At 44.6% G+C, this 21,017-nt stretch carries 19 protein-coding genes; 16 read left to right on the forward strand and 3 right to left on the reverse strand.

All coding sequences use genetic code 11. From position 1 onward, the window contains the following. The first annotated feature begins 145 nt into the window (after positions 1–145). Both OZ401_RS18795 and OZ401_RS18800 read left to right on the forward strand, forming a co-directional pair. Positions 146–1,360: an FHA domain-containing protein gene (locus OZ401_RS18795; RefSeq protein WP_341470055.1), complete on the forward strand. Its 1,215-nt coding sequence runs from the start codon at positions 146–148 to the stop codon at positions 1,358–1,360. 204 nt (positions 1,361–1,564) lie between these two features. Next, positions 1,565–3,421, forward strand: a complete 1,857-nt coding sequence (locus tag OZ401_RS18800) for a phosphoenolpyruvate carboxykinase (GTP) (RefSeq protein ID WP_341470056.1) — start codon at positions 1,565–1,567, stop codon at positions 3,419–3,421. Between the two features lie 47 nt (positions 3,422–3,468). On the opposite strand, the gene OZ401_RS18805 is transcribed toward OZ401_RS18800, so the two are convergent. Continuing rightward, entirely contained in the window at positions 3,469–4,236 is a 768-nt protein-coding gene (locus tag OZ401_RS18805) for an SDR family NAD(P)-dependent oxidoreductase (RefSeq protein WP_341470057.1), read from the reverse strand. Between the two features lie 461 nt (positions 4,237–4,697). On the opposite strand from OZ401_RS18805, the gene OZ401_RS18810 reads away from it, so the two are divergent. The 5 genes from OZ401_RS18810 (at position 4,698) to OZ401_RS18830 (ending at position 11,051) form a co-directional block, all read left to right on the forward strand. After that, the gene (locus OZ401_RS18810; RefSeq protein ID WP_341470058.1) at positions 4,698–5,747 is read left to right on the forward strand and encodes a 1-acyl-sn-glycerol-3-phosphate acyltransferase; all 1,050 of its coding nucleotides are present in this window, start codon (positions 4,698–4,700) and stop codon (positions 5,745–5,747) included. Positions 5,748–6,175: 428 nt separating this feature from the next. Then, positions 6,176–7,345, forward strand: a complete 1,170-nt coding sequence (locus OZ401_RS18815; RefSeq protein WP_341470059.1) for a citrate synthase — start codon at positions 6,176–6,178, stop codon at positions 7,343–7,345. 86 nt (positions 7,346–7,431) lie between these two features. After that, complete coding sequence (locus tag OZ401_RS18820; protein WP_341470060.1) at positions 7,432–8,517, forward strand: isocitrate/isopropylmalate dehydrogenase family protein; 1,086 nt, start codon at positions 7,432–7,434, stop codon at positions 8,515–8,517. Between the two features lie 215 nt (positions 8,518–8,732). Then, on the forward strand, positions 8,733–9,803 hold the full coding sequence (locus tag OZ401_RS18825; RefSeq protein ID WP_341470061.1) for an alpha/beta hydrolase: 1,071 nt from the start codon (positions 8,733–8,735) through the stop codon (positions 9,801–9,803). 99 nt (positions 9,804–9,902) lie between these two features. Next, positions 9,903–11,051 carry an acyl-CoA dehydrogenase family protein gene (locus OZ401_RS18830; RefSeq protein WP_341470062.1) on the forward strand — a complete coding sequence of 383 codons (1,149 nt, stop codon included), beginning with the start codon at positions 9,903–9,905 and terminating at the stop codon, positions 11,049–11,051. 100 nt (positions 11,052–11,151) lie between these two features. Here OZ401_RS18830 and OZ401_RS18835 read toward each other — a convergent pair whose 3' ends face one another. Then, on the reverse strand, positions 11,152–11,697 hold the full coding sequence (locus OZ401_RS18835) for a hypothetical protein (RefSeq protein WP_341470063.1): 546 nt from the start codon (positions 11,695–11,697) through the stop codon (positions 11,152–11,154). Between OZ401_RS18835 and OZ401_RS18840 the strand changes: the two genes are divergently transcribed. Continuing rightward, entirely contained in the window at positions 11,688–11,822 is a 135-nt protein-coding gene (locus OZ401_RS18840) for a hypothetical protein (RefSeq protein WP_341470064.1), read from the forward strand. The two genes, OZ401_RS18835 and OZ401_RS18840, sit on opposite strands and share 10 nt — an antisense overlap. Before the next feature lie 23 nt (positions 11,823–11,845). Here the strand turns inward: OZ401_RS18840 and OZ401_RS18845 are convergent, their stop codons facing one another. Next, entirely contained in the window at positions 11,846–12,805 is a 960-nt protein-coding gene (locus OZ401_RS18845; RefSeq protein WP_341470065.1) for a hypothetical protein, read from the reverse strand. 508 nt (positions 12,806–13,313) lie between these two features. Between OZ401_RS18845 and OZ401_RS18850 the strand changes: the two genes are divergently transcribed. The 8 genes from OZ401_RS18850 to atpF all read left to right on the forward strand — a co-directional run bounded on the left by OZ401_RS18850 (position 13,314) and on the right by atpF (position 21,013). Beyond that, the gene (locus tag OZ401_RS18850) at positions 13,314–15,086 is read left to right on the forward strand and encodes a peptide ABC transporter substrate-binding protein (RefSeq protein ID WP_341470066.1); all 1,773 of its coding nucleotides are present in this window, start codon (positions 13,314–13,316) and stop codon (positions 15,084–15,086) included. A 64-nt stretch (positions 15,087–15,150) separates the two neighbouring features. Further along, on the forward strand, positions 15,151–16,083 hold the full coding sequence (locus OZ401_RS18855) for an ABC transporter permease (RefSeq protein ID WP_341470067.1): 933 nt from the start codon (positions 15,151–15,153) through the stop codon (positions 16,081–16,083). 2 nt (positions 16,084–16,085) lie between these two features. Then, positions 16,086–17,066: an ABC transporter permease gene (locus tag OZ401_RS18860; RefSeq protein ID WP_341470068.1), complete on the forward strand. Its 981-nt coding sequence runs from the start codon at positions 16,086–16,088 to the stop codon at positions 17,064–17,066. A 188-nt stretch (positions 17,067–17,254) separates the two neighbouring features. Then, the gene (locus tag OZ401_RS18865) at positions 17,255–18,616 is read left to right on the forward strand and encodes an MFS transporter (RefSeq protein WP_341470069.1); all 1,362 of its coding nucleotides are present in this window, start codon (positions 17,255–17,257) and stop codon (positions 18,614–18,616) included. 321 nt (positions 18,617–18,937) lie between these two features. Next, entirely contained in the window at positions 18,938–19,135 is a 198-nt protein-coding gene (locus tag OZ401_RS18870; RefSeq protein WP_341470070.1) for an AtpZ/AtpI family protein, read from the forward strand. Positions 19,136–19,190: 55 nt separating this feature from the next. Beyond that, the gene (gene atpB, locus OZ401_RS18875; RefSeq protein ID WP_341470071.1) at positions 19,191–20,036 is read left to right on the forward strand and encodes a F0F1 ATP synthase subunit A; all 846 of its coding nucleotides are present in this window, start codon (positions 19,191–19,193) and stop codon (positions 20,034–20,036) included. A gap of 81 nt (positions 20,037–20,117) precedes the next feature. Next, positions 20,118–20,345: an ATP synthase F0 subunit C gene (gene atpE / locus OZ401_RS18880; protein WP_341470072.1), complete on the forward strand. Its 228-nt coding sequence runs from the start codon at positions 20,118–20,120 to the stop codon at positions 20,343–20,345. A 101-nt stretch (positions 20,346–20,446) separates the two neighbouring features. Next, positions 20,447–21,013 carry a F0F1 ATP synthase subunit B gene (gene atpF / locus OZ401_RS18885; protein WP_341470073.1) on the forward strand — a complete coding sequence of 189 codons (567 nt, stop codon included), beginning with the start codon at positions 20,447–20,449 and terminating at the stop codon, positions 21,011–21,013. Positions 21,014–21,017 lie beyond the last annotated feature (4 nt).

Below are 21,017 nucleotides of genomic sequence, written 5' to 3' on the forward strand. Positions count from 1 at the left end.
GAAATTGTTATAAAAACCTAGAACCTCATAGCAGCCTTATCCGTTTAAAATATTACGGGGACACTTTTTGTTACTACAAATAACAGTAAAAAAGGGCTAGTTTTCTAGACCGGAGTACATGCTATAATTGTTATTGAGAAATTTTATGACAATACCAGCTCTAGTTGATATGAAGTTAAAAATTTTAGAAGAACCTCATATGTTACCGGGCGCTCCCCAACCGGATGTCTTTGATTTGTGGCATAATCCTGCCCGTTCCAAACTCAAATTAGGCAGAAAAGTTGGAAACGATATAGTGCTGGTTGATAGTAGTGTGTCGCGCTTTCATCTCGAACTAGAGATAAGAGAAGACGGGCTGCTTGTTTGCGATATGAACAGCCAGAACGGCACTACCTTAAACGGGCGATCTCTTGCTCCCATGCAATCGGTGCTGGTTCGTCCCGGAGATAAACTTCGAGTGGGAGATGTTTTGTTATTACTCGAAGCCACCTATGAAAACTCACCTTCAAATAAGGAATTTGATAATTTAATTTCCCAAACCTCTCAAGGGAAATTTGTTAACCTTACTACATCTGAAAATAATCCATTTGTGGAAGCTTCCGCTGATTCCGGGCAATTATCTTTTGTAGCGCAGCAGCAAGGTGTATTCGATTATTTCGGCGAACAAGCGAAACCTTCCACTGTTCGAGACCACTCCGAACTATTCCCACCGGATGCAGTGTTGCCACGTAATCAGTTTGGCTACAAGCGAGCTAAACCACGCGCCTGGCTATTTATGCTATTGGCATTGTTAATTACGGTAATTATCGGAGCTATTGTATACGTACTGGCTTTTGTAATGAACTCAGGTACTGGTTCTACGCTGGCGAATTTACCTTCTCATGTTTTTTCAAGCCCTGCAAACTCAGATTCAGCTCTCGGTGTAATTGTGGCACATCCTAGCACATGGATAAGGCAGGATGTAGATCCTTCCCGTGTAATTTTTACTAAACCCGATAGCTCTACAGCCGCTTTAACCATTGAAAAGCCACCTAGTCGTACTATACCAAATGCTAATATTAATCCTGACGAAGCAATTAAACTTTACATAACTAACATAAAAACTAAAGCTAAAAACCCTAAAATATTGTTGGATACTATAGAAACTAAACTGTTGGACAATACCCCTGCATGGATAGCAAAAGCGGTCTTCAGCACAGTTGAAGATAATGTTAGTGTGCAAGATTACACGGTTACGGTGTTAAGTTTCCAATGCAATGGTAACCTTTACTTTGCCAGCGTGGGCGAAGAAGCCCGTTTTTATAACGGGGTAGCACAACAGGATTTGGAAGCATCAATCTCCAGTATCACCTGCCGTTAAACCCTTAAAACCTTTTGTAATAAAATCCCCTACAGCATGCTCTGAAAAAACCTTACAGTTAGCCAAAACACGTTAGGTTTGCGTCTCCTTGACATTAAGCATACTCAAGTCGTAAACTTAGACAATTGTAATAAACCATTTGGATAAAACTAACTAGCCATATGAGGCTAACTGGATAATTTGATGTCTAGAATAGGAGACACTATGGACTTCCCCGAATACGTTAAGAATGCTAAGTTACGCGAGTGGGTTCAGTCGATGGCAGAACTCTGCAAGCCGGACAGCGTACACTGGTGCGACGGCTCGCAAGAGGAATATGACAAACTTTGCGATGAAATGGTTGAATCCGGCATGTTTATCCGGCTCAATCAAGAGAAACGTCCTAACAGTTTTCTGTCCCGGTCAGACCCTAGCGATGTCGCTCGTGTCGAAGATCGCACCTATATTTGCACCAACAACCGCCATGATGCGGGTCCAACAAACAATTGGATGCACCCCAAAGAAATGAAAGTCACGCTAACCAAGCTATTTGATGGCAGTATGCGTGGGCGCACAATGTATGTAATTCCCTTTAGTATGGGTCCGTTAGGCTCTCCTATTGCCCACATCGGTGTGGAATTGTCCGACTCTCCTTATGTAGCAGTCAACATGAAAATCATGACCCGGATGGGTCGCAAAGTGGTTGAGATATTGGGTGATGGAGATTTTGTACCATGTCTCCACTCCGTTGGTGCGCCTTTGTTACCCGGTCAGCAAGACTCAACATGGCCTTGCAATAAAGATAATAAGTACATTGTTCATTTCCCGGAAGACCGCGCCATCTGGTCTTATGGTAGCGGCTACGGCGGAAATGCTTTATTGGCAAAGAAATGCTTTGCTCTTCGCATCGCTTCGGTGCTTGCTCGTGATGAAGGTTGGCTGGCAGAGCATATGCTGATTCTCGGCGTAGAATCGCCTGCCGGTGAAAAAACCTACGTGGCAGCCGCTTTCCCTAGCGCCTGTGGCAAAACTAACTTCGCTATGTTGATCCCGCCCAACACTTTGGATGGTTGGAAAGTATCTACCATTGGCGATGATATTGCTTGGGTTAAGCCAGATGCTAATGGCATACTACATGCAATCAACCCTGAAGCCGGTATGTTTGGGGTAGCTCCGGGTACATCCTATAAATCCAATCCCAACGCGATGGATGCAGTCAGCAAAAACACTATCTACACCAACGTAGCTTTAACCCCGGACGGTGATGTATGGTGGGAAGGTATGACCGATGCGCCCCCCGCTACTGCGATTGACTGGCAAGGTCAGGAATGGACCCCCGGCTGTGGACGGAAGGCAGCGCATCCAAATGCACGCTTTACCGCTCCTATCAGCCAAGTACCCTCTATTGACCCAGAATATGAAAACCCTAAAGGTGTGCCGATTTCTGCTTTCATATTTGGCGGAAGACGCAGTACAACAGTGCCTTTGGTTTATCAATCCTTCAACTGGGCGTTTGGCGTTTATTCTGCCGCTACCATGGGTTCAGAAACCACTGCTGCCGCTGCCGGAAAAGTTGGAGAGGTCAGACGTGACCCCTTTGCCATGTTGCCTTTCTGCGGCTATCACATGGGAGATTACATCAACCATTGGTTGCAATTTGGGCGTTCCATCCCGAACCCGCCACGTATTTTTAACGTGAACTGGTTCAGAAAAGATGAGAATGGCAACTTCGTATGGCCCGGTTTTGGTGACAATATGCGTATCTTGAAGTGGATTGTAGAGCGCTCACATGGGCAGGCTGCCAGTATCGAAAGCCCCCTTGGTTGGGTGCCACGTTACCAAGACCTTGACTGGCGCGGCATGGAAGACTTCACCCCTGAAATGTTTGAGAAGGTGATGTCGGTTGACCGCGATAACTGGAAAGCGGAATTACTCTCTCACGAGGAATTGCTCGACAAGATGTACGATCGCCTTCCCAAGGAAATGCACTATATTCGAGAATTGGTGCTTTCAGGTTTGTGGCGTTCACCTGAGCAATGGAATCTTCCACGCGACGACCAAGGTATGCTGGTCGACGCTTAATAGAGTTGTTTTTAGAGGTGCGGGGCAAAAACCCCGCGCCTTTTTATTTACATCGCGGCGAGACCACCATCCACCGGTAAGGTTGCGCCGGTTATAAAACTACTATCGTCACTGGCAAGAAACAAAATTGCGTTGGCTATTTCTTCGGGTTGCCCAAGCCTGCCTAAAGGAATAGCGCTTGCCATGCCCTGTTCGGTAGCCTGTGGGTTTGGAGTCGCATTTGTGAATAAATCCACCATATTAGTTTTTGTCCAAGATGGGCAAACTGCATTTACTCTGATACCATAACGTGCCCATTCTAGTGCGGCAGTTTTGGATAACTGAATTACGCCTGCTTTGCTTGCGCCATATGCGGAAAGCTTGGGTGTTCCCACAATGCCTGCGACACTGGCAAGATTTATAATACTGCCGCCTTGCTTTTTCATCGCCGGGATAGCATATTTCATGCCGAGAAAAACCCCTTTAAGATTTACATTGAGCGTAATGTCCCAATCTTCTTCGCTTAGTTCGGTGATTCGGGCAGGGTTTCGCCCGATTCCGGCATTGTTAACCAATATATTTAATTTACCGTATGTTTCCAACGACAGGTTTACGCTGGCTTGCACCTGTGCTGCCTTGGTGACATCACACAAAATCGTGGTTACCTTACCGCCCTCGCTTGTTATTAACCGCTCGGTTTCTTTTAAATCTGCTTCGAGTCGATCTGAAATTACCACGCTGGCACTTTCCGAAGCAAATAATCGGGCAGTGATACGCCCGATTCCGTTACCCGCGCCAGTTATCAAGGCTACTTTCCCTGCTAATCTGTCTGTCATATATCCAGCCTTTCAAAATGAAATCGCTTGGAGAAATAATTTTGAGCAGATTTTACACCATTCGATCGGATTTAGCTCAGAATAAGGAAGATTTAGATGCCGATTCTACTTATTTGTCAAAAAATCACTCAAATATGCTTGATTTTCTCACAATAGCAATCTTGTGGTTACAGAAATTCTGGCTGATTTAGAGTAAAATAGAACCTTATAATGGTATGTAATTATAGACCGAAAAAACATAACTCTTTAAAGCTTTGTTCCATCCAACTGGATCAGTTATAGGTAGCGCAAAGGGTGTGGCTATCAAACGATACTGCCAAAATATGTGCAACTGGCTTAAAATGCCGAAATAAATCTGGCTGTAGCTGGCGATTCTCAGATTTACTTCTGGCGGCTCAGCTTATAACAAAGAAAGAAGCTAAAACCTGTTAAGTAAGATTAAACCGAGGGAAAATACTAAGTTGAGCAGAAAATCAAACCAGAGTTGGTTTCATCCCGCTTATGCTGTTGATTTGGCGCGTGAAGTGCTAGGTCCGATTGCTAAATATTACTTCAGACTTCAGCAAGTTGGGTTAGAAGATTTGCCTGATCCTAATCAAGGACGTTCAATAATATTTGCAGCCAATCATGCAGGGCGTTCTTTTCCTTGGGATGGTATTTTGCTTGATTACGCAGTGAGTATGTACTGGCACGATCACTTAGGGTTTTCGGTGGATGAAAAACCCCGCGCACTGGTTGACCGTCAGGTTTCTGAGTTAAAAAGAAATTTTCTCTTCCGCATACCTAAATGGTGGTATAGGGTAGGTTGCGTGGATGCAACTGCTCGAAATTTTGTAAATCTGTTAAAGCAAGGCAAACACGTTATTATTTTTCCAGAGGGTGTGCCGGGCATAGCGCGTGATTTCAAGGATCGCTACAAGCTTATGCCGTTTAAAACGCCCTTGTTGCGCCTTGCTACCAAACATAATGCCTATATTATCCCGGTAACTATTGTTGGTTCCGAATATTTTCACCCTTACGCAAATAGGAATCGCTTGTTTGATCTAATTGCTCGCTTGCTTAAATTACCCTACCTGCATTTAAGTCCTATAATTTTCTTTCTCCCTGTTGTTCCTTTTATGTATTATGGGGTGTTACCTGCTCCCGTTACAATACATTTCGGCAAGCCAATCGAACCTTCCGAACTAATAGATGAAGGAATGGATTGGGATATTGCTACCGAAAAGTTACGCTCGATTTTACAAGAGCAACTCGAAGAGGATAGGAAAAAATATGACAAGGGGAATGATTTTAAGGGCTTAATTTCTTCCCTTAAGAATGCGCCTGAGCCATTCTGGAAACTTATACCATCATATTGGCCGCACCGCTTTATCAATCATGCCCGTAAATATAGCTCTGACATCTTCCAGTCTTTGCCTAATCCTTGGTGGTTTTGGATTCCGATACTCGGTTTGTACGACCCTTCGGTGTTAAGAAAGAAAAAAGCTCCTGAAGGTGAACACGAAAATTAACTAGAGAACCTTCTTCTGGCTTTCGCATTTTCAATCAGAAATTAATTGGAATCGACTCGCCAAAAGTATGAACTATAGATATAATAGATAAATCCAATGTGTTATGTGCTACTGACATTACTTGGATATATATAGATAATTTTACTATCCTCATTTTGCAACGAAGCATGAGTTTCCTGGCTGCTCAGGGTTTAGTTCATTGCCGATGTTTTTAAAATCGACCGTACTACTTTGCTCATCGTTACGAGCCTTTTCCATATATTAAGTAAATATTTATATTTGTAACTATTTGAACCGCGCTAATTCGGGACATTCCCTCTCAGGAAGGTTCTGTATGCAGTTCATTGTTTGTTGCTCATTTACACGAAATTGTCGTTCTAAGAGTAACAAATTTGGTCATCAGGTAATTTTTCAGGAGGGGAGCACCTATGTCAGATACTACGACTATTTTGAATAGTAATTCCACCGCAGTAAAAAGCGCCGAGAGTAAAGGATTTAAAGCCGGGCTCGAAGGAATTGTTGCTGCTACTACCGCCCTAAGCAAGGTTGATGGTACAGCAGGACGACTGATTTATCGAGGCTATGATGTTCAGGACCTTGCACGTAATGCTATTTATGAAGAAGTGGTTTATTTACTCTGGTATGGTCGGTTGCCAAATTCTACCGAATTGGAGTGGATTAAGAATAAGCTGGCAGCTGACCGCACATTACCTGCATCAGTGTTGTCAACTTTGCGGGGCTTACCTGCTACCACACAGCCGATGGATGCGTTACGTACTGCTGTTTCTGCTTGGGCAGCTTCCTCAATTGAAGGTTCGCCAAGTCTGGATCAAGCTTTTGCACTGGTTAGCAGAATGCCCGTTTTCTTGGCAGCCTTTCACCGTTTGCGGCAAGGACTTGAACCCCTCGAATCTATTCCTGAACTCAGCCATGCTGCAAATTATCTTTACCTGTTAACCGGAAATATTCCTTCTGAAAATTTTGTAAAAGCAATGAACGCCTACTTGGTGCTATTGTCGGATCATGGGATGAATGCTTCTACTTTTGCAGCGCGTGTAGTTGCCAGCACAGAGTCGGATATGGGTTCGGCGCTAGTAGCCGCAATCGGGGCGTTAAAGGGCCCTTTGCACGGAGGCGCACCCTCAAAAGTCAAGGATATGCTACTGGCAATCGGTTCATTGGATCATGCCGAAACTTGGCTACGGGATGCACTTTCGCATAATGTCCGCCTTATGGGCTTTGGTCACCGTATCTACAAGACCGCAGACCCTCGTTCCTTGCCGTTGCAAGAGCTTGCCAAACTTGCCAACCCGGAAGTATATGAACTGGCGCATCATGTAGAGGAAACCGCGCTTTTACTACTGGAAGAATATAAACCCGGTCATAACCTTTATACCAATGTAGAATTCTATTCTGCTGTTCTTTTAGATTCTCTGAACCTGCCAGGTGATTTATTTACCCCTACATTTGCAGTTGGACGCTCAGCAGGGTGGTCTGCACATGTGCTGGAACAGATGGTTAACAACCGTCTTATCCGTCCGGCAGCCGAATATAAAGGTCTATTAGATCTTGCTTTTGTTTCAGTTGACCAGCGTTAAATTAGTTGATGTCGCAGATAATTATGAAATCTGCGATAATCTCACGGTCAGTAAATTACCGATAATCACACATAAAGGAGCAGAAATTGAGCTATAACGTAACCCTAATACCTGGAGATGGTATTGGTCCAGAGGTTACCGAAGCAACTCGCAGAGTACTGGATGCTACCGGGATAGAATTTAACTGGGAAGTAAAAAATGCCGGTGGCGAAGAGCTTGAACGTAGTGGTAGTTTATTGCCAGAAGGCACTCTTGAGTCTGTTCGTAGGAATAAAGTAGCTATAAAGGGACCAATTACTACTCCAATCGGTAAAGGTTTTCGGAGTATAAATGTAGCTTTGCGCCAAAGCCTCGATTTATACTCATGTGTTCGCCCTTGCAAGTTTTATAAGGGTGTGAACAGCCGTTATGATTCTGTTGATCTCGTGTTTGTACGCGAGAACATGGAGGATCTCTACGCTGGGGTGGAATATAGGGAAAATCAACCTGAAACAAAAAGGTTGATTACAGAAATGAAAAAGGATTTTGGAAGCAAACTCAGAGATGATATGGCGCTCAGTATAAAAACTGCAAGCGCGTATGGCACTCGGCGGATTGTTAAGTACGCTTTTGACTATGCCCGCGACAATAATCGCCGCAAAGTAACGGTGGTTCATAAAGCCAATATCATGAAGTTCACCGATGGTTTGTTTCTAGATACTGCCCGTGAAATTGCAAAAGAGTATCCTGACATTGAATTCTCAGAAGTGATTGTAGATGCAATTACTATGCATTTGGTGCAATACCCAGAGGATTACGATGTGCTGGTGTTGCCTAACCTGTACGGTGATATTTTATCTGATCTAGGAGCAGGTTTGATTGGAGGACCGGGTATGGCGCCCGGTGGTAATATTGGCGATGAATTTGCTGTCTTTGAAGCCACTCATGGTAGCGCTCCTCAGATAGCAGGTCAAAACATTGCCAATCCTCTGGCAATGATTCTCTCCGGTTTGATGATGCTGCGCCATCTTAGAGAATTTGATGCTGCTAAAAGGCTGGAAAAGGCTATTGCGGCTGTAATCGAAGAAGGCAATAAAGTAACTATCGATATGAAGCACGACCGCAATGCCCATGATGCTGTAGGCACACAAGAAGCAGCAGATGCCATCATAGGTAAACTGCAACTGCTTTAGTTATTTTCTCAAGATTCTTGGATTTTAGGCAAGGGGTTTATACCCCTTGTCTTTATTTCATTTATCTCTCCTCACTTTTCTCTCAATGTTAATTGACAATACTATTTTCCAATGTTAAATTCCTAGTTCAGGAAAATGCTATTCCAACTCCTGTTTCTCCAATTGTACTTTATAGTATTGCTCAAAATAGACAGCATAAGAAAACGGATAAAATTATGAGTGAGATTAATTTTTTACCGGGTATTAATTATCAATGTATTAGTACCGATAGACTCGAAGTGGCTTATCTTGAAGCTGGTGAGGTTAATAAAACACCTGTTGTTCTGATTCATGGCAATGTTTCTTGCAATCTGTTTTTTGAAGATTTGATGCTGGTGCTGGCAAATAGCGGTGAGTACCATGTATATGCTCCCGATATGCGTGGTTACGGTAAGACCCAGACTTTGCCGGTGGATGCTACCAGAGGTATGAAAGATTATTCGGACGACTTGTTTAGTTTCGTCACCGCTCTTAACCTTCCTCCTTTCCATTTGCTCGGTTGGTCATTAGGGGGCAATGTAGTTATGGAATATGCTATACACCATGCAGATACCTTGCGCTCTTTGACACTCGAAGCTGCAAGCTCACCTTTCGGGTTTGGTGGATGTCAGGGGCTTGACGGAAAACCACATTTTGCCGATTTCGCAGGTTCAGGCGGCGGTACTGCCAACCCTGATTTTGTAGCACGCCTAAAGAATCAGGATAGAAGCGATGAAGCGCCTAACTCACCCCGCAATGTTATGAATACCTATTATTTCAAGCCTCCTTTTAAAGTTGCGCCGGATATAGAAGAAAACTATGTCACTGCTATGCTTTCCACCTATGTGGCGGATGGCAATTATCCCGGCGACCTAACTACTTCAGAGAATTGGCCTACCGTTGCGCCCGGTACGCTTGGGGTGAATAATGCCCTTTCTCCCAAATATATGAACCAATCTAGTTTTGCCAATATTAGTATCAAACCTGATGTGTTATGGATACGTGGAGATAGCGACCAAATTGTTGCCGATAATTCTTTGTTTGATTTTGGCACTTTAGGAATGTTGGGCGCAGTTCCGGGTTGGCCCGGTATGGAGATTTACCCTCCTCAGCCTATGGTTTCACAACTCCGAAGTGTATTGGACACATACAAGGATAACGGAGGAAGTTATGAAGAAATTGTGCTGGCTGACTGTGGTCACAGCCCTCATGTAGAGAAACCCGAAGAATTTGGCACAAAACTTCTTGATTTTCTACGTCTTCATTAAGTCTAATTACTGGGGAGGCACAAAGTAGCCTCTTCTGTTTTATTGGTGGTACAACCATTTATCAAGCCGTCTATCGCTTATTATCACAGGAGATTCAGAATGAAGCGAGACCTGTTCAGTGCGGAACATGAGATGTTTCGCGCCTCTGTCCGGCGTTTTGTCGAAAAAGAAATGCTTCCCAATTTTGAGCAATGGGAGAAGGACGGCATTGTTTCAAGGGAGTTATGGTTGAAAGCCGGACAGCAAGGATTTCTGGGCATGGAAGTACCGGAAGAATACGGCGGAGTGGGACTTCACGATTTCTGCTATAACGCCATTCTTAGCGAGGAAACCATTTACGGTGGGGTATTGAGCGCAGGCGCAGGATTTACTTTACATAATGATGTAGTATTGCCCTATTTCCTGAAATATACTACCCCCGAACAAAAACAACGCTGGCTTCCTAAAATATGCACCGGGGAGTATATCACTGCCATTGCGATGACCGAGCCTAATACCGGGAGTGATTTAAGCGCAATTCGTAGCACTGCTATTCGGCAAGGTGATTATTATCTGCTCAACGGGCAAAAGACCTTCATTACCAATGGAATTATGAGTGATTTGGTAGTAGTGGCAGCAAAGACAGACCCCAAAGAACGTCACAAGGGAATCAGCTTGCTGGTAGTCGAGCGTGGGATGGAGGGTTTCTCTCGTGGGCGCAAACTGGAAAAGATGGGTTTGAAAGCGCAAGATACGGCTGAACTCATCTTTGAGGATGTGAAAGTGCCTGTTGCCAATTTGCTTGGAGATGAGGGCAAAGGGTTCTATTATCTGATGCAGATGTTGGCACAGGAACGCCTGAGTGTGGCGGTTTCGGCGATGGCAGCTAGTGAGAAAGCGTTGGAAATAACCGTTGAGTATTGCAAGGAACGCACCGCTTTTGGGCAGCCCATTGGTAATTTCCAGAACTCACGCTTTAAATTGGCAGAAATGAAAACAGAAATCGAGATCGGGCGTGTTTTCATCGATCGCTGTATAGATGAATTGAACTCCGGTAGTCTGACTCCTGAAACGGCGGCAATGGCGAAATGGTGGGCAAGCGATTTGCAAAAACGGGTAGCCGATCAATGCGTACAACTCCATGGCGGCTATGGCTATATGCTGGAATACCCGATTACGCGCCTGTATTTGGATGCGCGGGTGCAGAGTATTTACGCCGGAACCAACGAAATTATGAAGGAAATAATCGGACGTTCGATGGGATTTTAGTTACCTTCCGCGGGCTTAAAGAAGGGCGTTGCTTACATAAGCGCCCTTCCCTAATTATGTAGGAGGTTTGGAACGATAGACAAATACTCGTGCTATTTATTTAGTTGCTTGTTTTTCGCCTTGTTAATAAAAAGAGAACCTCCAGCAACACCAACACCGCGCCACCCACTCCGATGAGTAAACCAAGCCCGACATTCCCAGAGCCGTTGCTATCTTTTAACTTATCTAATATATCCAGTATTTTTCGAATCAGAAAAAAATCTCCAACACTGCCTAACAATGTCAGGCTTATTGAAATAAAACCTTTATTAATCAGCAAACCTAGAAAAGATAGTAGTATCAATATTATTCCCACTACCAGAACAAAAAGACCGTCACGCGCATATCCCGATCCTATGAGGTTAGCACCTTTAGGAAACCAGCTAAAAAAGGAGTCGCTGACATTTCCGAATCCATTGGCATAGACGGTTTGCCCGCCATTTTTAGTCGTAACCCAAGGCATAAAGCAACAAGCCGTCATTATTGTTGCTCCGATTAATGGGATTAAAAAATGCAGTCTGCCTCGCTTGTGTTCCTTATATGCAGGTATCCCTTGATTGCCTTGCGGATAGTATTGAGGATACCCATAACCAATAGGTGGTTGCATATATCCCGGCGGAGGTGGATTATAGTTCGGTGGTTGCGGTGCTACAAAACCGGGTGCTATTGGTGGCTTGTCACCTGCACGGTTGGGTTGGTTTGAATTATAGCTCATCTGGATTACTCCATTAAACACATATTTCTACCAAAAGCTTTTAAGATGCACAAGTCGGGCGCGACGACGAACTTTCCTGCCCAACCTTTTGTTTTAAGAGCAAGCCTGTAAGGTCAAATAAATTCCCCGGCGAGGCTTTATGCAAGCTATTATTGGAATAGGCTATTACCGCATTGCCCGAAAGCGTCGCTTTTTTTGTGCAACTGGTAATAACATTCGTACAGGGGTTGCGCACTGCTTCATAGCCCTCATTGCAAACCAAATCAGTGGTATAGGTTCGACCTGAGTTTGGCACGCTACTTTCCTGCTTACATGCTAAAGAACCGTTAAACCCACCATCCCAACAAAAACCTTCCCCACAGGGTTGAGAACCTGCATCTTTTGGACTCCATGGGCATAGCTTGTTAACTGTCACTGGCGAAGGACATTTTACTGTAGTAGCTGCAACCGTTGGGGTTACAGCGGTAGTAGTGGGCGCTTTTGTGATGGATGGGGTTTTAGTTTCTACGCTTTGTGTAGTGGTTTCAGTTTCAGTGAAGGCAGGGGTGTTTGTTATTACCGCAATTGCGGTCAATGCTAGGTCGTTGCCGTTTGAGGAAGGTTTAATAAAGTGATAAATATCCCAAACAGTCCAAGCCAGCATTACCCACGATAGCACGCCTACTGCAATTAATTTGCCGCCTACCTTGATAGCAATTTTAGTTGCTCCTTCAAAAACTAGCTTACCCAAGCCCCAACGAAGCAACCATTTTTGAAATGGGGTGGTTTCAACTAACACCCATAAGGCTCGTTGCGCTCCCAAATGACCCCTGCTTGCCCAACTCCTAAGTATGCCAAGAGCAGTATTCTCGGAAACTCTAGCGAGACCATTGACTACAAAACCGAGTTTTTGCATTGCGGCGGTTGCCGAAGGTGCTCCATTTTGAAGTGCTTTTATAAGGGCTTCTACCATTTCGTTGGTCAAGCCAGTTCCGCCAGCCGGTCCTTGAATCCATTGCATAATTATGCCATCCTTTCCTCCGCTAAAGCATGCTTCTGGAAACGGCGGATACAAAAGGCTTTACTATATCTTCAGGAGGATTTGAGAAAAAAAGAAGGTTATCAGAGGGCAGATTACTTAAACAAGTAGTATTGTAATCGGGATAGATATATTGACACATATCCCACAACCTTTCACTTCAGAAGCGGTTTGGTATTGTACATAGTTGGATGCAACGCAAGACCAAGTATTAACAGGTAACAAAATATGTGTGAGAAGTTCTCATTTAAAATCGTAGCATATTTGGGTTTAAAAAAAGGACAAAAGGAGTCAAAAATATACAAACTCAGAAGGGCTTATAACAAAATAATTCATTTGTAGCTTAGCATACTGTAATATGTAGTATTTAATCTAAACTACTTAATTAATATTGGACTTTTTCAAGTGTGCTGCTTTGCTCCGGTTGATGGATTTAAGTTGACATAGATACCAGATGAGTGTGAAACCATCCACGAGGGAGGAGATTAAGTTGAGGAGTAAAAATTTATTTGCTGCTAAGTCGCTTCGTATGAGGCTAGGCGCAGCAATATTTCTGTTCGCAGGTCTGCTTTTATCGGCTTGCGGTGATAGCACTGCTACCCCTGTTCCTGCTACTACTACCGCCGCGGCTACTACCGCTGCCACCCTTGCGCCAAACCAGACTGTGGGACCTGCGGTTGTCCCTACGACTGGTACTACAACTGCCGCTGTTACTACCACTGCCAGCGCTACTACTGCCGCCACAACCTCCGCGAAAAGCGATCATCCCGGTTTATTGCGGGAAGCAAACACGTATGCGAACCCGGCAAGCTTAGACCCGGCTGGTTCTGGTACTACCCGTCAGATTATGGTAAATATTTTTGGCGGCTTGGTGACAAACAATTCCAAAGGCGAAATTTTGGCGTTGGCTGCTGAGAAATGGCAAGTTTCAACCGATGGGAAGGTTTACACCTTTACCTTACGTAAAGACTTGAAATTCCAGAATGGAAACCCGGTGAAAGCTTCAGATGTTGTCTGGAGTCTTACCCGCAGTCTTGACCCTAAACTTAAAGCTGCTGCTGCTGTAAATCTAACCGATATTGCCGGAGCAGACGACTATTATACTGCTAAAGCTACTGAGGTTAGTGGTCTGAAGGCGTTGGATGATAGCAATGTTCAGATTACCCTGAACAAGGTTGCGCCCTATTTCCTTTCCAAACTGGCGTTGCCGATTGCATCAATTCTCGATCGCACTGAAGTTGAAAAGAACGATCGCTGGTGGGAAAAACACACCGCTTCGATTGGTCCTTTCATTCTGAAAGAGTGGAAGAAAAGCCAAAGCATTTATTTGGCGGCAAATCCCTACTATGTTTTTGGAAAGCCAAAAATTGACATCGAAATGCTCTATGTCAGCGATGCACAGGCGCGTTTAGCAATGTTTGCCAAAGGCGATGTGGACATCGTGTGGAGTGTAGGCGATACTATTTTTGATCAAATCAAGGATGATCCAGAACTTTCTAAGTTCTTGATTCAACCCAAAGAGCTGACCTACACCGCCTACCCGCTGGTGCTTAACCCGAAGGCTTACCAACCGTTCCAGGATGTTCGAGTACGACAAGCCGTAGCAATGTCCATTGATCGCAAAACTCTGGTTGATAAGATTTTTACCAGTTGCAAATTGCCCGATAGTATTATCCCTCCTGGCACGATACCGGGCTACCCGACAACCGTAAAGGCGCTGGAATATAACCCAACAAAAGCAAAGCAATTGCTGGCAGATGCCGGGTTCCCCGGTGGACAGGGCTTACCGGAGTTTTCGATCGTGCAGGCGGGGACGGGTAGTAGTTCAGCTTACATGGAGTTTTTCCAGAGCCAAATTACTACTAACCTAGGTATGAAGGTTAAGCTGGAAGTGATGGAGCGCACCAAGTTTGTCGCCGAAGAACGGAAGAAGACCAGCCTCGCCTCTTTCTATGATCGGGTGGTAGCGGATTACCTAGACCCGCAAAGTCTGTTGACCGTTCCTTTATATTCAAAATCATCTTCTAACATCTTTGGTTATGAAAGTGATAAGTTTGACAAGCTGGTTGAAGCAGCCGATGCAGAATTGAATGCCGCAAAACGGTATGATCTGTATGCTCAGGCTGAGCAAGTGGCGGTTAACGATGCGGTGTTTGTGCCAATCTGCCAGATTTATACCCGGTTGGTTGCCAAGCCCTATGTTAGCGGTTACCAGTTTAGCCCAATAGGCATTTTGCCCTACGATCAGGTCGAAGTAAAGTAATTTAATCGTGGCAAGCCCTGTAAAAGGTTTGCCGCTTTTTCACATCAGGCTTAAACAGATGCGAATGATTTTACGGCGAGCGATTGGCGCACTCCCTCTAGCTTTAGTAGCAGTGATTATAACCTTTGTACTGGGGCGGATTGCGCCGGGTGACCCTGTGAGCGCGATGTTGGAAAACGGTGCCAGCCAGACTGTGGTAGATAGTATTCTCACTCACTACGGGCTTGACAAGCCTATACTTGAGCAACTGTGGATATACTTCGGCGAGCTTTTACATGGCAATCTGGGGTATAGTTTCAGCAAAGGTGGAATTCCGGTTATCGAGATTATTGGCGATAGTTGGCTGGTAAGCTTGCAACTGGGTGCGCTTTCAATGCTGCTTATGCTAGGTTTGGGTATTCCACTTGGTATAATCGCTGCCGCTTATCGCAGTCGTACCCTCGATTGGGTGGTACGCGGTTTTGTGGTTTTGGGAACTAGTATCCCTTCTTTTGTAATTGCGTATGCTGGAATCTGGTGGTTAGGGGTTCAGCTTAAGGCATTACCTATAGGGGGCTGGGGTTCATGGGCGCAGACTATTCTACCGACAATTGTGCTGGGTTTACCCGGTGCGGCTTACCTTACCCGGCAAACTCGTTCAGCCCTTCTGGATGCACTATCGCAAGATTATATACGCACCGCTAAAGCCAAAGGTTTGAGCCAAATAACAATAATGACCCGCCACGCTCTCCGTAATTCGCTACTACCGGTGGTAACTATGGTAGGACCTGTTTTAGGAACTGCCGTTGGTGGATTCTTTATTGTAGAAAATATCTTTTCGATTCCGGGCATGGGTCGCCTTTCGGTGCAAGCGGTTTATAGTCGAGACTACCCCTTATTACAAGCGATTGTACTTTTATTGGTTTTGAGTTTTGTTTGTGCCAATTTACTGGTTGATATTGCTTATCTTTGGATTGATCCGCGTATTCATCACCGGAAAGCAAGTCGAGCGCATTAAATATGGATATATTAAATCAGGTTGACTTTGAAAATGAACCGTTAATCGACACCTTTGTACAGGAAGAAGCGCGTGTAAGTGCATCAACTTCCACTGCTATGTCAGGTTCGTGTCCAGTAATTCGCGAGGAGAAAACCCGTCCACGCGGTCGTCCCGGAGTTCTAAAGCGTCTATTGCACGACAAAGTTGCCCTAGTATGTATCTCCTATCTAGGTTTACTAGGTATATGTGCGTTGTTCGCCCCGTTAATTGCGCCCTATGATTATAAATTCCAAGACCTTGCGCATGTGCGTGAGACATCTTCCTCGTTACACTGGTTTGGTACAGACCAACTAGGGCGCGATATTTTCTCTCGGATACTTTATGGTGCGCGCATTTCGCTGGCAATCGGTATTTCGGTAATGCTGGTGGAAACCGCTGTCGGTGTAACTCTGGGCTTGCTTTCGGGTTATCTAGGTGGCTGGGTCGAAACTATTGTAATGCGCGTAGCCGATTTGACCTATGCCTTCCCCGGCTTGTTGTTGGCAATTTTGCTGGTTGGTATGCTAGGTCGTGATTTGGTCTGGCTTTTTGCAGCGTTTGTGCTCTTGGGCTGGCCTAATATCGCTCGGATGGTGCGTTCTCAGGTGTTGACTTTGCGTGAGCGCGATTATGTACATGCCAGTATTGTTTCGGGTGGGGGTTTTGGCTGGATTGTTAGGCATCACATATTGCCAAACTGTGCCAGCGTAATAATTATATCAGCCTCAACCAGCGTAGGTGGTATTATGTTGGCGGAAGCCGGTTTATCCTTTGTGGGTTTGGGGGTACAACCACCCTACCCTAGTTTGGGTAGTATGATTAGTGAACTGGCGCAATTGATTAAATCCAGACCACTTCTGATGTTTTTCCCCAGCCTGACTCTCTCACTGGCAATTATGTCATTAAACTTGCTAGGAGATGCTCTACGTGATGCTTTTGATCCCACCATATCAAGGCAATAACTTCAGGTTTTAACTTTTTAAATCCGATTCTACAATTCTACAATTTCGTTTTTGAGCCTAGAAGTGTGCTTTATAAATTAGCAACGCTTTGCTTTGGCAGGATTTAGGCTACTTGGTATAATCTTCTACTAAGCATGGAGAAATCATTTTGAATCCCACTAAAGTATAGAAAAATAGGAGAGAACTCAGTGTCTGAACTTGCCACGAAACAGGCTACAGAAAAAAAACCGACTGTTCTAGCTACATGGTCATGGGCAACTTATGACCTTGCAAACACAATCTACAGCGCTGCAATTATCAGTATTTATTTTCCTGCTTGGGTAAAAAATGAGCTAAAGATAGAGGATATTTGGTACGCCCTGCCGATGTCTATCTCAATGCTGATTGTAGGTGTTTTTAGCCCGCTACTGGGCGCACTTTCGGATCGTGGCGGCAACCGAATGAAGTGGTTAGGGGGCGCGACTATTTTAAGTATCGGTGCGCTTTTTCTTATGGGTGTAGCGCCAGCGTTGGGGGCGGGAGTGGCTGTATCACTTGGTTCAGGCATAATCTTTTTCATTGTTGCTAATGTGGGCTATCAATCCGCTCTGATGTTTTACGACTCGCTTTTACCATCGGTTAGCACTACCAGTAATTGGGGTAAAGTATCGGGTTTGGGCGTAGGACTTGGTTATTTCGGAGGGATTATTGGTTTTCTAGGGGTGGGCTATCTGGGCGATATGCTTTATGGAGCGGGGGCGCTAACCGGAGATAATCCCAAAAATTCCGACTCGTTTTTTATAGCAGCGATTCTCTATCTTTTATTCTCTATCCCGTGCTTTATCTTCGTGCGTGAAAGGCATTATAAGACTGAACAAGAAGCAGCAAAATTAACTTTTACTTCAACCATGACACAAACGTTACGCACCTTTAAGCAATCCATGCTCTATCCGGGCTTATTTGTTTTTCTGGTTGCTAATTTCTTCTATTCCGATGCTTTGAATACAGTTATTACTGCAATGGGCATCTACTCAACTGAGGTGATCGGGTTCAGCCCCAGTCAACGAAACGGCTTTTTGGCTTTTGCTACTATTTTTGCAGTGGTAGGTTCAATAATATTTGGCTTCGTAGCAGATAAAATCGGTTCCAAACAAGCCTTGAATATATCCTTATCGATTTGGGTAGTAGTTTTTGTAATCGCAATGGCTGCTCCACCCAGAGACTTTTTTTTCTGGATTGGCGGTCCCTTAGCGGGGATTGCGCTTGGTAGCACTTGGGTTTCGGCGCGTACCTTGATGGTAGAGCTTACCCCACCGGAGAGATTGGGCGAATTTATGGGTCTTTACAACCTTACCGGAAAATTCTCAGCAGTGCTTGGTCCGGTGTTGTGGGGTGGTACATTACTCTTATTCAATCCTAATGATCCAAAAGTTGGCAACCTAGGATACCAAATTGCGGTTGGAACACTATTGGCTGTAGTGATAATAGGTTTTGTAATACACCAATTTGTACCTGCACAAAGCACAGAGGTGCGAAAAGCATATAGTCGGGCAGAAATTGATATTTCCTGAATTTCCACATATATACACTAAAAATTAACTAATTGTTATGATTGTGCCAAATTTCACACTTGCGCCAATAGGTTTGCTATGATATACTTTTCCCTGACTTAGCCTAGTTAATTTGCTCGCACACACAACAACAGCACTTTATAACAAGAATTAAACCTTTTGAAGGTGTAAGGGATAGTTGCTGTGGGTGGATTTCTTAAAATAAACAGTAGTACAAATTTCAAGTAAATATTCTGATTTAATGAAAGCTCTGAAGGGTTTCTGTAAATATTTATGAGTAACAGAAACGGGAGCAATGGAAGCAACGAAGAAAAAAGTGCTATGGCATTTGCCCTAAGCCTAGGGTTTGGGATAGCAGTGCCGTTAGCCTTATTTATTGTTGCTGGGGTGTGGTTGGATGGGGTGCTTAATACAACCCCTTTATTTGTACTGATTGGCATCTTTCTTGGGTTATTTAGTGCAGGTTACTTTTTTTGGCGGCTAATCGTAGCAAGCGAGCCTGGAAACAAGCGCAACTAACATTGTAAATGCCAATTTAACGCTCGTAGCTTGGGATGAGGTAATTAACCGGAAAATGGAAGAATTTAAACTGGTAGTTAGCCTGAAGCCGGAACCGATTATGTGCATCGGTGGGAAAATGGATGCTCCGGCAGTTTGCTCCAAAGACACTTTCTTTATTGTAACCAATTCCACTATAGCTACCGTTCTCTTCATGCTCATCACCTTTTTTCTGCTATGGTCGGGCGCACGAAAAGCCAAGCTTATACCCGGGCGTTGGCAGTCTGTAGTTGAAATACTGGTGGAGAGTTTGCACAATATGGTGGTTGAATCTACCAGTAAACGTGTAGCGAAAGTAATCTTTCCTCTAGTAGCAACCTATTTCACTTGGATTTTGTTTGCTAACTGGCTTTCCCTGATTCCCGGAGTAGGCTCAATCGGTTTTGTACATGATGTGACTGAGGATGGCAAAGTTCTAAAAGAAATGGTGCCTCTCCTGCGCGGACCAAATGCTGACCTCAATATGACCTTCGCAATGGCGCTGTTAGCAGTAATTATTGTACAGATAGCAGCAATTGTGTCCCACGGGGTCAAAGGTTGGTTGAAAGAGTTCATTCCCGAACCTCACTGGATGGATCCACTTTTAACTCCGCTTGAAATAATCGGTCAGTTCACTCGTATCCTTTCGCTGGCTTTCCGTCTTTTCGGCAATGTATTTGCCGGTGAGGTGTTGCTGGCGGTAATGCTGAAAATCGCTGCACCCAGTTTGATAATCTTTCTGGGGCTTGAAATATTTGTGGGCTTTATCCAGGCGCTGGTCTTTGCGATCCTTACCCTGACCTATCTCTCGCTGGTGACAGCAGGAGGACATGAGGAAGGTCATCACGACAAAGAGCATGAAGAGCATGCAAAAGCTGCATAATTAGATTTAGTTTCGTATCTAATCTGAAAAAAAGTAGTAACTAGTTCACAACACAGAGAATACTTAAGGAGGTCAAACAGAATGAAGGAACTTGCTGCAGGTATCGCGATGGGTGCTGGCGCAATCGGCCCAGGTATCGGTATCGGTATCGCGGTCTCTGGCGCAATGCAGGCCATCGGTCGAAACCCTGAGGCGGCAGGCATCATCCGAATCAACATGATCATCGGTGTTGCCTTCTCTGAAGCGGTCGCGATTTACGCTCTGCTCATCGCCCTGCTGCTCATCTTCGTTGCCCAAAGAGGCGCGTAAAATTCGGCAATCAGTGTCAGTTGTCGGTGTTATACAATTTAGTACCGACAACCGACAACTGATTTCTGTTTGCTAAATAATAAGATGAGGGAAAATAAACCATGTACTTTGTTAACATTAACAGATTATTTTCTATAATTGCTGCTGAGCAAGCTACAGATGAAGGAATTGGCGCATTAGGTATTAACCTATGGAATTTCATATTCCAGCTTGTTGCCTTCCTGTTAATGCTCTTACTATTATGGCGTTTCGTATATCGCCCGATTTTAAAAACCCTTGATGAACGTAAGTTACGGGCGGCTGAAATCGTAGAAAGCAGCGATCGGATTAAACGAGAAGTAGCTGAAACCGAAGCTCGCCAGAAGCAGGTATTTGAAGACGCTCGTCGTCAGGCTCAGGAAATTATAGCGCAGGCTCAAGCCGTAGCGGATAAGAAACGAGCAGCGGCAGAAGGTGAAGCCAAAGTAGCAGCTGAAGCTATAATTACCAAAGCAAGAGTCGAGATTGCCTCTGAACGTGACCAGGCTATCGCCCAGTTGCGGCGCGAGTTTAGTGATTTGGCAATTGCTGCCGCCGGTAAGGTAATCGGAGAAGAACTAAATACTCGTAAAGATTTGCACGGCAAGGTTATTAACGACGTGCTATCCAGCTACAGTACTAGGAATTAAGGAG

The sequence above is a fragment of the Candidatus Chlorohelix allophototropha genome, assembly GCF_030389965.1.
Classification (GTDB): Bacteria; Chloroflexota; Chloroflexia; order Chloroheliales; family Chloroheliaceae; genus Chlorohelix; species Chlorohelix allophototropha.

Coding starts and splice junctions, on each gene's coding strand:
- OZ401_RS18795 (WP_341470055.1), top strand. CDS start 146: ATGACAATACCAGCTCTAGTTGATATGAAGTTAAAAATTTTAGAAGAA.
- OZ401_RS18800 (WP_341470056.1), top strand. CDS start 1,565: ATGGACTTCCCCGAATACGTTAAGAATGCTAAGTTACGCGAGTGGGTT.
- OZ401_RS18805 (WP_341470057.1), bottom strand. CDS start 4,236: ATGACAGACAGATTAGCAGGGAAAGTAGCCTTGATAACTGGCGCGGGT.
- OZ401_RS18815 (WP_341470059.1), top strand. CDS start 6,176: ATGTCAGATACTACGACTATTTTGAATAGTAATTCCACCGCAGTAAAA.
- OZ401_RS18825 (WP_341470061.1), top strand. CDS start 8,733: ATGAGTGAGATTAATTTTTTACCGGGTATTAATTATCAATGTATTAGT.
- OZ401_RS18830 (WP_341470062.1), top strand. CDS start 9,903: ATGAAGCGAGACCTGTTCAGTGCGGAACATGAGATGTTTCGCGCCTCT.
- OZ401_RS18835 (WP_341470063.1), bottom strand. CDS start 11,697: ATGCAACCACCTATTGGTTATGGGTATCCTCAATACTATCCGCAAGGC.
- OZ401_RS18845 (WP_341470065.1), bottom strand. CDS start 12,805: ATGCAATGGATTCAAGGACCGGCTGGCGGAACTGGCTTGACCAACGAA.
- OZ401_RS18855 (WP_341470067.1), top strand. CDS start 15,151: ATGATTTTACGGCGAGCGATTGGCGCACTCCCTCTAGCTTTAGTAGCA.
- OZ401_RS18860 (WP_341470068.1), top strand. CDS start 16,086: ATGGATATATTAAATCAGGTTGACTTTGAAAATGAACCGTTAATCGAC.
- OZ401_RS18870 (WP_341470070.1), top strand. CDS start 18,938: ATGGCATTTGCCCTAAGCCTAGGGTTTGGGATAGCAGTGCCGTTAGCC.
- atpB (WP_341470071.1), top strand. CDS start 19,191: ATGGAAGAATTTAAACTGGTAGTTAGCCTGAAGCCGGAACCGATTATG.
- atpE (WP_341470072.1), top strand. CDS start 20,118: ATGAAGGAACTTGCTGCAGGTATCGCGATGGGTGCTGGCGCAATCGGC.
- atpF (WP_341470073.1), top strand. CDS start 20,447: ATGTACTTTGTTAACATTAACAGATTATTTTCTATAATTGCTGCTGAG.